We start from the raw sequence: 13,046 nt of genomic DNA on the forward strand, positions 1-13,046 counted from the left end.
TGTGGCTTTAGCCCACAACATACTGAAAGTAGCAGGCATCCGCCAGCTACTTTCAGAGAAAAATTCAAAAGATAAAATTAAGGGTGGAGAAAATTTGTTGATTTTCTTCCACCCTTATTTAATTTAGGGACTTATCAGACAGCCCCTTTTTTTGACCGCGATTCCATAAGAATAAAACCAGAACAGCAGATGCAATAAATAGCAAGATAGGTTTTAGAGAAAGACCGTTAAAAATTAATTCAACAATAGTTGAAATTAAAACAATCAGGAATACTAGCGCCAGAATAAATCGTTCAGGTGCCATACACACAGACCTGCCTTTTTAAGATAATACATTTATTTTAACATAAAATCTTCTGGCATATGAGCGCACTTTAGTGCTACTTCAAACAAAAAAGCCGTGTAAGACGGCTTTTAAAAGAATTAGCAGTGTTAAAGCATAATGTAGATGTAACCGCTTAGTTGATCTTCGCTGCAATCAACGGCCAAAATTAACAGAGCCAAAGAATTAAAGGTTGGTAAAGTGTACGGTTTGAACATGCTGCATATTTAGATACACCGTTTCTTCTCTTGCAGTAATTAGTTCTATGAAATTATTTTGCAAACTGTTTAACTTTCCGATAAAGTTTGGGTTTTCGCCAATATTTAAAATGACCAGCTCATTAGTCATTTTTTCGATTTGCACTTCTAACGTCCTGGCTAATGAAATATTTAAAGGATTGAGCGGGAGCTGCTGATTGGTTAAACTGTATGGCCTTTGGCTGGCAGTGTATGGAATAAGCCATTTAAGATGATTGAGGGAAACAAGCATTGTTTTATAAACAGGCGAATAGAATACAAAATAGTTATTCATGATGCTGGAAATATAGCCGGGAATTGGCTGATTCCCTGTAATGTAAATTTCTGTAAACATCCCTTTGCCTAAATTTAAAACTTTTCTTAATGAAAGCTCTTCGTCATGGTCAATATTAGGCGTACCGGTTGGAGCGGAGATTTCATCCTCGTTAGGATCTAGTTTAGTTGTTATATTTTGAATATGAACGATGGGAAGGTAAAGATAATCCTTCCCGTCGAACAGAACCAGCACATCACTTCCTACTTCAATGAGCATTCCGGCAAGAGTTTTTTTTCCAGGAAGCTGTAATTTGATTTTTTCACCGATCATTTTTTTCAGAATACTTTTCAAATATTATCCCTCCTTTCATCCTCCGAGACCTTGTTAGTCCATAAATTTATAGACTTGAAAGGATAATAGAGATTGTCTGAAAAATAACCGAATCTATTGGAGGTCTTCTTCTTTAATTGATTCAAATAAATGAAAAAGTAATGTTGAATTTGAAGTGATGGTAAAGATTTCTTTTGGTCAAGGTCATATTTGGCGGCAGCTGAGGTTAATAGAAGCATCTTATTTTACGGTATTGAACTTTTTAGCGTCCGCCGAAGATTGAATTAACGCCGATTGCTCTGATAGTGCTATAGCTGCCTGAGTCTTCCTCTTGGCTGTTATTGTTATTATTATTGTTGTTATTTGATTGCATACTGGCTTTGGCAATATTGTTAATGTGATCGATATTTAGATGAACTTGCATTTCTTTGCCGATGATAATCACGTAGTCATCTTCGATTTCAGCAAGGAATCCGCTATAACCATTATTATTTTGATTGTTCCCGTTATTTTGGCTGGTATCTACGTTGACAGTTACCCAAGAGGACCGAAGCCCTTCGAGAACCTCTCTTAATGTCATTCCTTCTAGTGAATAATCGTTATAGTAGTTTGTTTGTTTTTTCTTTGATTTCTTGTTCTTATTGGTGTATTTTAAAAATCCCTTTACATTTTGCAGACTGTGATAAATAACCGAATTATCTGACTCCATGATAAAATAATCATCTTTGATATCTGCAAGGAATCCTGTAAGTGAGTTCCCATCGGCCATCATAATATTAACTTCACTTCCAACTAAAGAAGCTAGATGCTGATTCATTTCCATATTGATAAACTCCTTTTCATTTTTATTAAACCAGTTTGGTGCAAGGCGGTTTCTTCCCTTTTAAGATTAAGACTCATTATCCTCTTCTTCTTCTTCTTCCAATTGAACACCATAGCTGATGCTGCGAATATGATACATGGATATACGAAGCATTTCATCATTGCCGAAAAGGGCTACAAATTCACCATTTGAATCGTGAAGAAATCCTTCAACCTTTTCAGGACCTCCGCGGTTAATGGTAACCCATTGATATTTTAAATCTGCAATTAACTCATCGAAATAGTCAGGGGCCACATAGTCTAGTGTGCTAAGCTGATCGAGGCTGTAATTCTGATTGTTTTTATTATTGTTTTTGTTATTGTTTTTTCCGTTATTAGAGCTTTCTGTTAAGCTCTTAATGTGCTGATTTTTGAAGTAGACCACTCCATCATCTTCGCTGTAAAGAATTAAATAATCTTTCCTTACGCCCAATAAGATGCCATAGCCCGATTCCGGCCCTCCCCGATTGATCTTGATGACTTTATTTACTAAAGATTCCATCATATCCATACTCATGAAACTACTCCTCCTTAGGATTTATAAGCTTATTCAATGCATATATATGTATCACGGGAGGACATTGTACTATGGAATACGCCTGTTTTCCTGCAAATATTGGAAAATAGGCAGATAAACTTAGGGTAAATATGGAAATACTTCCCTAACAAAAATATGGAGTGGACAGACAAAAACAACTTCTTTTACTCATAGGAATTAGTTAAGGCTAAAGTGTAACTACCGACTTAGGGGGTGTGCGAAAATGTCAGGAATATTAACAGCACTTGGCTACTTAGTGAAGGAAATTGTATTTCTCGTTTCATACGTCAAAAATAATGCTTTTCCGCAGCCGCTGTCTGCTGCAGATGAAAAAAAATACTTACGGAAGATGGCTGCAGGAGACACACATGCCCGTAATATGCTGATTGAGCATAATCTAAGACTTGTCGCGCATATTGTAAAAAAATTCGAAAATACCGGAGAAGATTCAGAGGATCTGATCTCTATTGGAACGATCGGGCTGATTAAGGCGATTGAAAGCTATTCTGAGGGAAAAGGAACGAAACTGGCAACCTATGCGGCCCGCTGTATAGAGAATGAAATTTTGATGCATTTGCGCGCATTAAAAAAGACACGAAAGGACGTTTCCCTTCATGACCCGATCGGCCAGGATAAAGAAGGAAACGAAATTTCCTTAATCGATGTCCTTAAATCTGATTCGGAAGACGTGATTAATACTATTCAGCTCAACATGGAGCTTGAAAAGGTGAAGGAATATATCGGTGTTCTCGATGAAAGAGAAAAAGAAGTTATTATCGGCCGCTTTGGCCTTGACCTGCAAAAGGAAAAAACCCAAAGAGAAATCGCCAAAGAACTTGGAATCTCCAGAAGCTACGTATCCCGCATAGAAAAACGAGCACTAATGAAAATGTTCCACGAATTCTACCGCGCCGAAAAAGAAAAAAGAAAAAACAGCTAAAGGAATAGAACTTCATTACACCAACGCTTTAAACTCATGGGGGCCTGACCCCCAGCGCGGTGACGCTTTAAAGGGGTGGGGGTCAGGCCCCCGGTGCGGGAAAGCTTTCCCGCACCGAAGGGCCAGATCCCCGTTTTATTCTTCGATTTTTCCGTTTTCCATGACGAGGTCCCATTTCCCGCCGTTATTAGCAGATTGGTAGACATCAAATAAATAGGTTGAAAAAGCGATGGTCTGCTGATTCTTTTGGTTAACGGTTATATAGGTGATAGGGTTGTCGTAATTTAAAAATGGAATGTCAATGCTCGCAGACTCCATTGTGTCTAAATTAATACTCCTGAAAAGGACATTGTTGTTTTCCACCGATGAATAGTAAAGGCTGTCATTTGAAAAGGCAATAGCTGTTACCATAATTGAATCAGTAATTTTCTTCATGTGATTTCCTTTATCTTCAGACAGATAGATACCGCTTCTTGTAGCCATGGCCATAAGATTATCATCTGTTGGATGAACAGCGATCATTCCCAATGAATCGGCATCAAAATCGTTAAGCTTTACGGGATTCCACGAAGCTCCCAGGTCATCTGAGGAATAAACTCCAGGATCTAAAGCGTCAGAATCGGCATTGTTAATAATGTACATAACATTTGATTGGTAGCCTGCAGATAAGAAGTGGAAATCTAATTCGCCATCAAAGGCAAGATGATCCAAAGTTGCCCCTTTATCTACGCTTTTTACAATACCAAGGGGGTCTTTTAAATCTGAGCCTTCTTGCGGGTGGCCGCTCGTAATGAATCCATCATGTACGGCCTGAAAACCTGTATACTCATGTTTTTGCGAGTTGCTCTCCAACCACTCGCCATTGGAGAAAATTTTTATACCGTCATCTGAGGCAATATAAAGACCTTCATCATTCCCTGGGTACCCAAGGCCATAAATTTGATCAATACGCTGTGGCGCTGCATGTTTGATTTCGTATGGAATGACCTCAGCTTTCTTTTCATCCTTTATAGGCTTTGCACTTTCTCCTTGTTCGCCATCTGCACAGCCTGCCATGGTTAAGACGAGGGCGATGGTTATTGGAAGAAATGCATTTTTTAAGATTTTCATTTTTTTCACTCCAGCTGCTTTATTCATAAATTGTCACCTTCCCAATAGTAACGGATAATCCATACCAGAAGCAAAGAAAACACATTATTCTCATCATTGCCATTACTGCATCTTCTATATAATAGAAACTTCGAAAAAATTGCCTTATAATAAGGCTGTAACAGATTTTGGCAGAGGAGGAAAACCCATGGCTGCGAGCGCTTACTATAATGTTTGGAACCTTGATGTCTTTTTTAAAGGCGGAAGCTCATCACCAGCTTTTGCCGAGCACCTAAAAAGTACAGAAAAGCAAATTGGGCAATTTAATTACAAAATACATAACTGGATACCAGCAAATACACTAGCAGACTGCGAAAGTCTATTAGATATCTTGAACGCCTTTGAAGCAGTTACGAAAAAGATTAGAGAAGCGGGAGCGTATGTTAGCTGCCTGCAGGCCCAGAACACCGCCGATAAAAAGGCAAGTGAGCACCGTTCGGTTGTGACAAATCTAAGTGCGTTATTTCAATCTGCACTTACAGTATTTGACCAAAAGCTGACAACAATAGACGATGCTGTGTGGGGAGAAATTTTAATAACAGCCCCTCTAAATGAATTATCTTTTGTACTAGCAGAGCGGCGAAAAGCTGCCTTAGAAAAATTATCTCAGGAAGAGGAAAGTTTAATAAATTCGCTTGCTGTCGATGGATACCATGGATGGGGCCAATTTTATGATCTTGTTGTCGGGAAAATGAAAATACCTTTTCAGGAAAACGGCAAGCAGCAGCAGCTTTCAGTTGGGCAAGCTGCCAATAAATTCTCAAGTTCTGACCGCGAGATTAGAAAGCAGATATTTGTTAATTGGGAGAAATCATGGAAAGAGCAGGAGGATTATTTAAGCAAGGTCTTAAATCATCTGGCGGGATTCAGGCTCAATGTGTATAAACAGCGGGGCTGGGATAAAGAAGTGCTGAAAGAACCTCTAGCCGTAAACCGCATGGAAAAGGAAACGCTTGATGCCATGTGGCAAGTCATTGCGAAAAATAAAGAACCATTTGTTAAGTTTTTAAAGCGAAAAGCAGAGCTGCTCGGTTTAGAAAAATTAAACTGGTATGACTTAGATGCCCCAATTGGAGAGGCTCAATCAAAGCTTTCCTATCAAGAGGGGGCAGCATTTATTATTGATCAATTTGCCCGCTTCGGCAAAGAGATGTCATCGTTTGCACAGATGGCCTTTGAAAATCAGTGGATTGAGGCTGAAGACCGTCCAGGAAAATCACCTGGCGGGTTTCATACGTATTTTCCTCAGTCCAAGCAATCAAGGATCTTTATGACTTATTCAGGAACACCTTCCAATGTATCAACATTGGCGCATGAGCTTGGGCACGGCTTCCATACGTATGCCATGAGAGATTTACATCTGCTGAACCGAAACTACGCAATGAACGTGGCTGAGACTGCTTCTACCTTTGCGGAAATGATCGTTTCTGACGCATCTTTAAAAAACGCTAAAAGCGAAGAGGAAAAGATCGCTCTGTTAGAAGATAAAATTCAGCGGTCGGTTGCCTTGCTGATGAATATTCATGCCCGTTTCTTATTTGAAACAAGATTCTATGAAATGAGGAAAACGGGAACGGTCAGCACAGAAGAGTTAAACAGGCTGATGGAAGATGCGCAGAAGGAAGCTTACGGCGATGCACTAGGGGAGTACCATCCTTTATTCTGGGCCTCCAAGCTTCATTTCTATATCACTAGCGTCCCGTTTTATAATTTCCCATACACCTTTGGGTATCTCTTCTCTCTAGGGATTTATGCACAGGCCCTTAAAGAAGGAAATGGCTATGAGGAAAAATACATTGCCCTGTTAAAGGACACCGCTTCGATGAAGGTCGAGGAACTAGCTTTGAAACACCTGAATGTGGACCTGACGAAGCCTGGCTTCTGGGAACAAGCCGTCCAGCTATGTATTGATGATGTGGAAGAGTTTTTATTATTAACAGAAAATAGGTAGATTAGTTTTTTGGTGGTTGCAGCAAAAATGCCTGGAGCAAAAATTATCTAGAAAGTGCAAAAAAATAGGGGTTCTGACGCTCGGGATGAATTTCCATACTGAGGTGTCAGGGCCCCTATTTTTATTGTTTAGCTCCAGGCGCCATCGGCTAGTGTACTTCGCTCTTCTCCCTACGATAAGTCAAGCACGGATCGCTCACGCTCTCCGTGTTTCCTTTAACTCAGTCAAAGCGCTCCAGTCCATACGCCGATAGGCGGGCGCCTTGCGCTTTTCTTATACTTTTTTTAATTTAAATGGGCTTATCATTAATAAAGAAAGGGTCACCATAACGAATAGGAAGAACGGTGGAGGAAAATAGGGAATGGCAAGGAAGCTGAGCGTTGCTAGACAGCCAGCCGCAGTAATCGGCAAACCTGTAAAGTAGCCATTATTCTCACTGATGTTAAACCGCGCAAGCCGAAAAGCCCCGCACCCAATATAAAAAATCGTGAAAAATGACCCAGGAGCACCAAAATCTGATAGAATACCTTGATATAATAATAGAGCTGGTGCAACCCCAAATGATATAATATCACTCATGGAATCAAGCTGCTTGCCTAATTCAGATTCAATGTTAAGCTTTCGTGCAGCCATACCGTCAAATCGGTCTGCTAAAGCGGCAACAAAAATTAGCAATAAACAAAGATTCAAATTGCCCTTTATGCAAAAAATAATAGCAAAACCGCCAAGCGACAGGTTTATTAATGTAAGCACATTGGCTGTCTGGCTTTTAATTCTTTTGATTGTTTGGTCAACAACATCTAATAACATAATCACACTCCTTTTTAAAAAGAACCATTGTTGTTAAAGATAAGGTTAACGCGCTATTTTTTTAATTGTTTTTATTATTAATATTTAATTTTAAGCTTTTTATGACCTATCGTAAAGGGTATATTTACATAATTGGAGGTTCTAAAGTGCTAAAACCTATTTACCGCCTGATGATTGAGTTAACGAATGGAAGATGGACATCAGGTTTGCTGAAAAAATATGCCCAATCAAAAGCAAGCAGGGCGGTTGTGCCTTCTTTTTCAAAAATTTATCAAATCAACACCGAAGAAATGGAAAAGGAATTGTCAGATTATGAAACCCTTCATGATTTTTTTACACGCAAGCTAAAAAAAGGTGCCCGTCCTTCTGATTTGGAGGAAAGTTCCGTCGTCAGCCCTGTGGATGCGGTGATTGAAGACATTGGAACCATTCAGCCGGATTCCGTGATTGTTGTCAAAGGCAAGGAATACTCCATTAAGGAAATGCTTGGGACGATAGAGAAGGCGGAAAAGTACACCGATGGACAGTACATCATTTTTTATCTCAGCCCAAGCCACTATCACCGGATTCACAGTCCGATATCCGGGACGGTAATCGACCAGTGGACACTTGGCAGAAAATCATATCCTGTGAACAAATATGGGCTCAAATACGGCCGCAGTGCATTATCTAAAAACTATCGGACGATCACAGAGGTCAGGCATCAGGGTGGCAGGATGTCAATCGTCAAGGTCGGGGCCATGTTTGTCAATTCCATTGAGGTCATTCATGAGGGAGAAAAGCTTGTCAAGGGTGAAGAAATGGCGTATTTTTCCTTTGGCTCAACCGTCATTCTTCTATTTGAAAAGAATAGTTTCGAGCCCCTGACATCTATTAAAACACCGCATGATATAAAGGCAGGGGAAAGGATTGGCTCCATCATTGGTTCATGATAATTTTAGCGCAAAAAAAAAGCCCAATAAAGGTTGGACTATGGATCATGATGATGCTTTTATTTTATTGGATAAAGAACGTCTATGAATTTCGGATTCAATAAGGCGGATGAAATCAGTGCTTAATTTTAATTCGATAGCTTTATAATAGGATTCAATTAATAATTCATCTGAAAGCTTTCGCATCTATTAATCACCTCCGGAAAAAATGGATGTTCTATTTCAAAGTTTTGATTCAAAATGAAATATTTATGCTGTAACTTTACTCTAGCAAAATTAGACAATTAGAACAACCGTTCTTGATATCCACAATTACCAGTGGATAACTTGTGGTTATGTTGTTAATAAAAGATAAAAAAGCAGGAAAATGAATGTGTGTTTTGTGTATAAAGTTATCCACAACTAAGGTATTGACAAAAAATGTCGAAAAATTTTTAGCATACTAAGGAAAAATACTTTTATCAGACCTTTTAGTAGAACGCCCTTTCTTGTTTCATTTGGTAAAATTGGGTATGATGATTACAAATTACAGGTCTTTAATATGGAATTGATTATTTGAAAACTTGAGGTGTTTAAATAGTGTTAAAGCATTTTATGCCAAACCAGCATGTAAAAAGTATTTTTGAAATAACACCAGAATCCTTACTTGATAATGGCATTAATGGGATTATTACTGATTTGGATAATACATTGGTTGAGTGGGACAGGCCGCACGCCACCCCAAAGCTAATAAGCTGGTTTGAAAATATGAAAAATAGTAATGTGAAAATTACTATTGTCTCAAATAATAATGAGGCACGTGTAAAGGAATTCGCGGACCCTTTACAAATTCCGTTTATTCCTGCTGCAAGGAAACCTCTTGGCCGTGCTTTTAACAAGGCTGTCAGGGATATGGGGTTGAAAAAAGAAGAAACGGTTGTCATCGGTGACCAATTGCTGACAGATGTTTTAGGCGGGAACCGGAGCGGATTTCAAACGATTCTTGTGGTCCCAGTTGCACAGACGGATGGCTGGATGACACAGCTAAATCGGAGGGTGGAAAGACGCATTTTAAATTGGTTTAGGAAAAAAGGGATGATTCAGTGGGAGGATTAAATGTGACAGAACCTAGTATTTGTATTGGGTGCGGTGTAAAAATACAAACCGAAGATCCCAATTTGATCGGATATGCACCAAAATCAGCGTTAGAAAAAGAAGTTATAACATGTCAGCGATGCTTTCGCCTCAAGCATTATAATGAAGTGCAGGATGTTGATCTGACAGATGACGATTTTCTAAGGATTTTAAATCAGCTTGGTGAAAAGGATGCTTTGATTGTAAAGATTGTTGATATTTTTGATTTCAATGGAAGCTGGCTCCCTGGACTTCATCGTTTTGTAGGGAAAAACCCAATCCTCTTAGTTGGCAATAAAGTTGATCTGCTGCCAAAGTCAGTCAAGCACAATAAGCTGATTAATTGGATGAAACATGAAGCAAAAGAACTTGGACTGAAGCCTGAAGATGTCTTTTTGATCAGTGCAGAAAAAGGCTTGAACATTAAGGAAACAGCAGAAGCGATTGATCATTACAGAAACGGCAAGGATGTATATGTGGTTGGCTGTACGAATGTCGGGAAATCAACATTTATTAATAGAATTATTAAGGAAGTAACAGGTGATGGCGATATCATTACGACCTCCCATTTCCCTGGAACAACCCTTGATATCATTGAAATACCTCTTTCCGATGGAAAAGCGCTTGTGGACACCCCGGGAATTATCAACCATCATCAGATGGCTCATTATGTAGATAAACGGGATTTAAAGGTCATCACACCGAAAAAGGAAATTAAACCAAAGGTCTTTCAGTTAAATGAAGGACAGTCCCTGTTTTTTGGAGGGTTAGCGCGATTTGATTATATTGCTGGAGGAAGGCGGTCCTTTGTCTGCCATTTTTCCAATGAGCTAACCATCCACAGGACAAAGCTTGAAAATGCCGATGAATTATATGAAAAGCATGTGGGAGAGATGCTGACTCCGCCAAGAAAAGATCAGATTGGCACATTCCCGGAATTAATCAAGCATGAATTTATGATTAAGGAAGGAAAAACGGATGTGGTTTTCTCAGGTCTGGGCTGGATTACGGTCAATGAACCAGGGACTATGGTTGCGGCCTATGTGCCTAAAGGGGTGCATGCCATAACAAGAAAATCACTCATTTAAATCCTAGGCTAAGGGGAGAGCAGGATGAAAAAGTTTTTTGCTGTAATTGGCGATCCAATCGCACATTCGATGTCGCCGGCCATGCATAATGATTTATTCCAAGCCAATGAGATTGACGCTCATTATTTGCCCCTTCATGTAAAAGGGGAGAATCTTGAAGCTGCAGTTAAAGGCTTTAAAGCGATTGAGATCGCTGGCTTTAATGTGACAGTTCCGCATAAAGAAGCGATTATCCCTCTTCTGGACCGAATCGACCCGCTTGCCAAAGCCATTGGCGCTGTCAACACGGTTGTTAATGAAAATGGGGAGCTTGTCGGCTACAATACGGATGGAAGCGGCTATGTTGAAGGGCTGAATAGAGAGTTGGATCTTATAGAGGATCAAAAGGTTTTAATGATTGGAGCGGGCGGGGCTGCAAGGGCGATTTATTTTACTATGTCCAAACAAGGAGTAAAGAGAATCGACATCTGCAACCGAACGGTATCCAAAGCAGAAGCCCTTATAAAGGAGTGCCCATATCCGGTGCCTTCACATGCCTTATCTATTCAGGAGGCTGAAGAAGCGTTAGGGGAGTATGACCTAATTATTCAGACGACACCAAAAGGAATGCTGCCTGCGATTGGGGAATTGCCAATATCCTTACATAATCTGAATTCAAACGCATTTGTCAGTGATATCATTTATAATCCGCTTGAAACAAAGATTTTGCGGGATGCTAAAAAGAAAGGCGCGCGTATCCAGAATGGATTGGACATGTTTGTTTTTCAGGGAGCACTTGCTTTTGAAAAATGGACAGGGATTTTTCCGGACACGAATCGCATGAAAGAAATTGTGCTTAAACAGCTGGGAGGATAACACATATGTTAACGGGAAAACAAAAACGGTTTTTACGCTCAAAAGCTCATCACCTGAATCCAATTTTTCAGGTGGGCAAAGGCGGCGTGAATGAAAATATGATTAAACAGGTAAGTGAGGCTCTTGAAGCTAGAGAATTAATGAAAATCTCTATTCTCCAAAATTGTGATGAGGATAAAAACACTGTAGCAGAGCAGCTGGTGGAAGGAACCAAGGCTGACCTTGTTCAACTCATTGGACATACAATTGTATTATATAAAGAGTCCAGGGAAAATAAACAAATCACTTTGCCCTAAAGCGCTTTTTATTGAAAAGCTATACTAAAGGCCGATGTTGATTTAGTAACTTAGTTGATTGGAGTGGGAGGTGCGTAGACTCCTAGGGGATCAGTGTTGAAGCGAGACGTGCGCAGGAGCGAAGGCGACGAGGAGGCTCGCAAAACGCCCCCCGGAAAGCGAAGCGCCTGGAACGGAGATCAACGATTAATTTTATCAAGTTTAAAGGAGGAAAGGGTTTGAAAAAAATCGGCATTCTTGGCGGCACATTTGATCCTCCGCATCTTGGCCATTTGATTATTGCCAATGAGGTCCTCGAATCGCAAAACCTGGATGAAATTTGGTTCATGCCTAATCAGGAGCCTCCGCACAAAAAGAAATCAAATGCAATTAGTGACGAAGACCGGATTCAATTAGTAAAGCTCGCCATAGCTGAACATCCTAGATTCCGCTTGGAGCTTCTGGAAATGGAAAGATCCGGGCCCTCCTTTACGTACGAGACAATGAAAATCTTGCAGGAAACCCACCCCGATAAAAAGTTTTATTTTATTATAGGGGCGGATATGATCGAATACCTGCCAAAGTGGAAACATATTGATGAATTGGTTAAGCTTGTCCAGTTTATTGGTGTAGATCGGCCTTCATACAGTCATGAAACACCATATCCGATCGTCTATGCAGAAGTGCCTGAAATGGAGATTTCTTCTAGTTTGATCCGCGCTAGGCTAATGGAAGGAAAAACGATACGCTATATAGTTCCAGAATCAGTCAGGAATTATATAAAGGAGAATAAGCTATATGGATCGTGAACAAGCATTAAAATTAGTTAAAGAACAGATCACAGACCATCGCTATCAGCATACTTTGGGTGTGGCAGAGTCAGCGATTACACTTGCAAGCCGATTTGGTGCAGACGTAAAAAAGGCTGAACTAGCCGCGATTTTTCACGATTATGCCAAGTTCCGTCCAAAAGAGGAAATGAAACAAATCATTATTGACCAAAATATGCCTGCAGAGCTGCTTGAATTCAACAGTGAATTATGGCATGCGCCGGTTGGAGCTTATCTTGTACAAAAGGAAGCTGGAATCAATGATGAAGAAGTGCTAAACGCTATCAAATATCATACATCAGGACGAATCGGCATGACATTGCTTGAAAAAGTCATATATCTTGCTGACTATATCGAACCTGGAAGACATTTTCCGGGAGTGGATGAAGTCCGGGAGATGGCCAAAGAGAGCTTGGAAAAGGCATTAATTCAATCCGTTCAAAACACGATTCAATTTTTATTAAGAAAGGGCCAGCCGATTTTCCCTGACACTTTCTTCACCTACAATGACCTTGTAATGCACCGGGAGGACTGATTCA

16 protein-coding genes are annotated in these 13,046 nt (G+C 40.0%); 9 read left to right on the forward strand and 7 right to left on the reverse strand.

Going from position 1 to position 13,046, the window contains the following annotated elements; genetic code table 11:
- Positions 1–118: 118 nt before the first annotated feature.
- The 4 genes from AC1Q59_RS10325 to AC1Q59_RS10340 form a co-directional block, all read right to left on the reverse strand.
- On the reverse strand, positions 119–304 hold the full coding sequence (locus AC1Q59_RS10325; protein ID WP_492365747.1) for a hypothetical protein: 186 nt from the start codon (positions 302–304) through the stop codon (positions 119–121).
- A 204-nt stretch (positions 305–508) separates the two neighbouring features.
- Positions 509–1,165: a DUF2642 domain-containing protein gene (locus AC1Q59_RS10330; protein WP_492366077.1), complete on the reverse strand. Its 657-nt coding sequence runs from the start codon at positions 1,163–1,165 to the stop codon at positions 509–511.
- A gap of 262 nt (positions 1,166–1,427) precedes the next feature.
- A complete protein-coding gene (locus tag AC1Q59_RS10335) occupies positions 1,428–1,988 on the reverse strand; it encodes a hypothetical protein (protein WP_492365748.1) in 561 nt (186 codons plus the stop codon).
- Between the two features lie 66 nt (positions 1,989–2,054).
- Positions 2,055–2,543, reverse strand: coding sequence for a hypothetical protein (locus tag AC1Q59_RS10340; protein WP_492365749.1), 489 nt, complete (start codon positions 2,541–2,543; stop codon positions 2,055–2,057).
- Between the two features lie 244 nt (positions 2,544–2,787).
- Between AC1Q59_RS10340 and sigK the strand changes: the two genes are divergently transcribed.
- Complete coding sequence (gene sigK / locus AC1Q59_RS10345; protein WP_492365750.1) at positions 2,788–3,504, forward strand: RNA polymerase sporulation sigma factor SigK; 717 nt, start codon at positions 2,788–2,790, stop codon at positions 3,502–3,504.
- Between the two features lie 135 nt (positions 3,505–3,639).
- Here the strand turns inward: sigK and AC1Q59_RS10350 are convergent, their stop codons facing one another.
- Positions 3,640–4,614, reverse strand: a complete 975-nt coding sequence (locus AC1Q59_RS10350) for a F510_1955 family glycosylhydrolase (protein ID WP_492365751.1) — start codon at positions 4,612–4,614, stop codon at positions 3,640–3,642.
- A 187-nt stretch (positions 4,615–4,801) separates the two neighbouring features.
- Here AC1Q59_RS10350 and AC1Q59_RS10355 point away from each other — a divergent pair, with 187 nt between their 5' ends.
- Positions 4,802–6,604, forward strand: coding sequence for a M3 family oligoendopeptidase (locus tag AC1Q59_RS10355; RefSeq protein WP_492365752.1), 1,803 nt, complete (start codon positions 4,802–4,804; stop codon positions 6,602–6,604).
- 273 nt (positions 6,605–6,877) lie between these two features.
- Here the strand turns inward: AC1Q59_RS10355 and pssA are convergent, their stop codons facing one another.
- Positions 6,878–7,417 (reverse strand): CDP-diacylglycerol--serine O-phosphatidyltransferase, encoded by a 540-nt coding sequence (gene pssA, locus AC1Q59_RS10360; RefSeq protein ID WP_492366078.1) that lies wholly within the window; start codon positions 7,415–7,417, stop codon positions 6,878–6,880.
- Positions 7,418–7,560: 143 nt separating this feature from the next.
- On the opposite strand from pssA, the gene AC1Q59_RS10365 reads away from it, so the two are divergent.
- A complete protein-coding gene (locus AC1Q59_RS10365; RefSeq protein ID WP_492365753.1) occupies positions 7,561–8,346 on the forward strand; it encodes a phosphatidylserine decarboxylase in 786 nt (261 codons plus the stop codon).
- Between the two features lie 45 nt (positions 8,347–8,391).
- Here the strand turns inward: AC1Q59_RS10365 and AC1Q59_RS10370 are convergent, their stop codons facing one another.
- Positions 8,392–8,532 carry a sporulation histidine kinase inhibitor Sda gene (locus tag AC1Q59_RS10370; RefSeq protein ID WP_492365754.1) on the reverse strand — a complete coding sequence of 47 codons (141 nt, stop codon included), beginning with the start codon at positions 8,530–8,532 and terminating at the stop codon, positions 8,392–8,394.
- Positions 8,533–8,925: 393 nt separating this feature from the next.
- On the opposite strand from AC1Q59_RS10370, the gene AC1Q59_RS10375 reads away from it, so the two are divergent.
- From AC1Q59_RS10375 to yqeK, 6 genes are all read left to right on the forward strand, one after another.
- A complete protein-coding gene (locus AC1Q59_RS10375; protein WP_492365755.1) occupies positions 8,926–9,441 on the forward strand; it encodes a YqeG family HAD IIIA-type phosphatase in 516 nt (171 codons plus the stop codon).
- A gap of 2 nt (positions 9,442–9,443) precedes the next feature.
- Complete coding sequence (gene yqeH, locus AC1Q59_RS10380; RefSeq protein ID WP_492365756.1) at positions 9,444–10,547, forward strand: ribosome biogenesis GTPase YqeH; 1,104 nt, start codon at positions 9,444–9,446, stop codon at positions 10,545–10,547.
- Between the two features lie 24 nt (positions 10,548–10,571).
- Positions 10,572–11,402: a shikimate dehydrogenase gene (aroE, locus tag AC1Q59_RS10385; RefSeq protein ID WP_492365757.1), complete on the forward strand. Its 831-nt coding sequence runs from the start codon at positions 10,572–10,574 to the stop codon at positions 11,400–11,402.
- A gap of 5 nt (positions 11,403–11,407) precedes the next feature.
- Positions 11,408–11,698 (forward strand): ribosome assembly RNA-binding protein YhbY, encoded by a 291-nt coding sequence (yhbY, locus tag AC1Q59_RS10390; protein ID WP_492365758.1) that lies wholly within the window; start codon positions 11,408–11,410, stop codon positions 11,696–11,698.
- A 218-nt stretch (positions 11,699–11,916) separates the two neighbouring features.
- The gene (locus tag AC1Q59_RS10395) at positions 11,917–12,486 is read left to right on the forward strand and encodes a nicotinate-nucleotide adenylyltransferase (protein WP_492365759.1); all 570 of its coding nucleotides are present in this window, start codon (positions 11,917–11,919) and stop codon (positions 12,484–12,486) included.
- Entirely contained in the window at positions 12,476–13,042 is a 567-nt protein-coding gene (gene yqeK / locus AC1Q59_RS10400) for a bis(5'-nucleosyl)-tetraphosphatase (symmetrical) YqeK (RefSeq protein ID WP_492365760.1), read from the forward strand. The genes AC1Q59_RS10395 and yqeK overlap by 11 nt, the downstream gene beginning before the upstream one ends.
- Positions 13,043–13,046 lie beyond the last annotated feature (4 nt).

It is taken from the genome of Cytobacillus sp. MT66 (assembly GCF_058792595.1).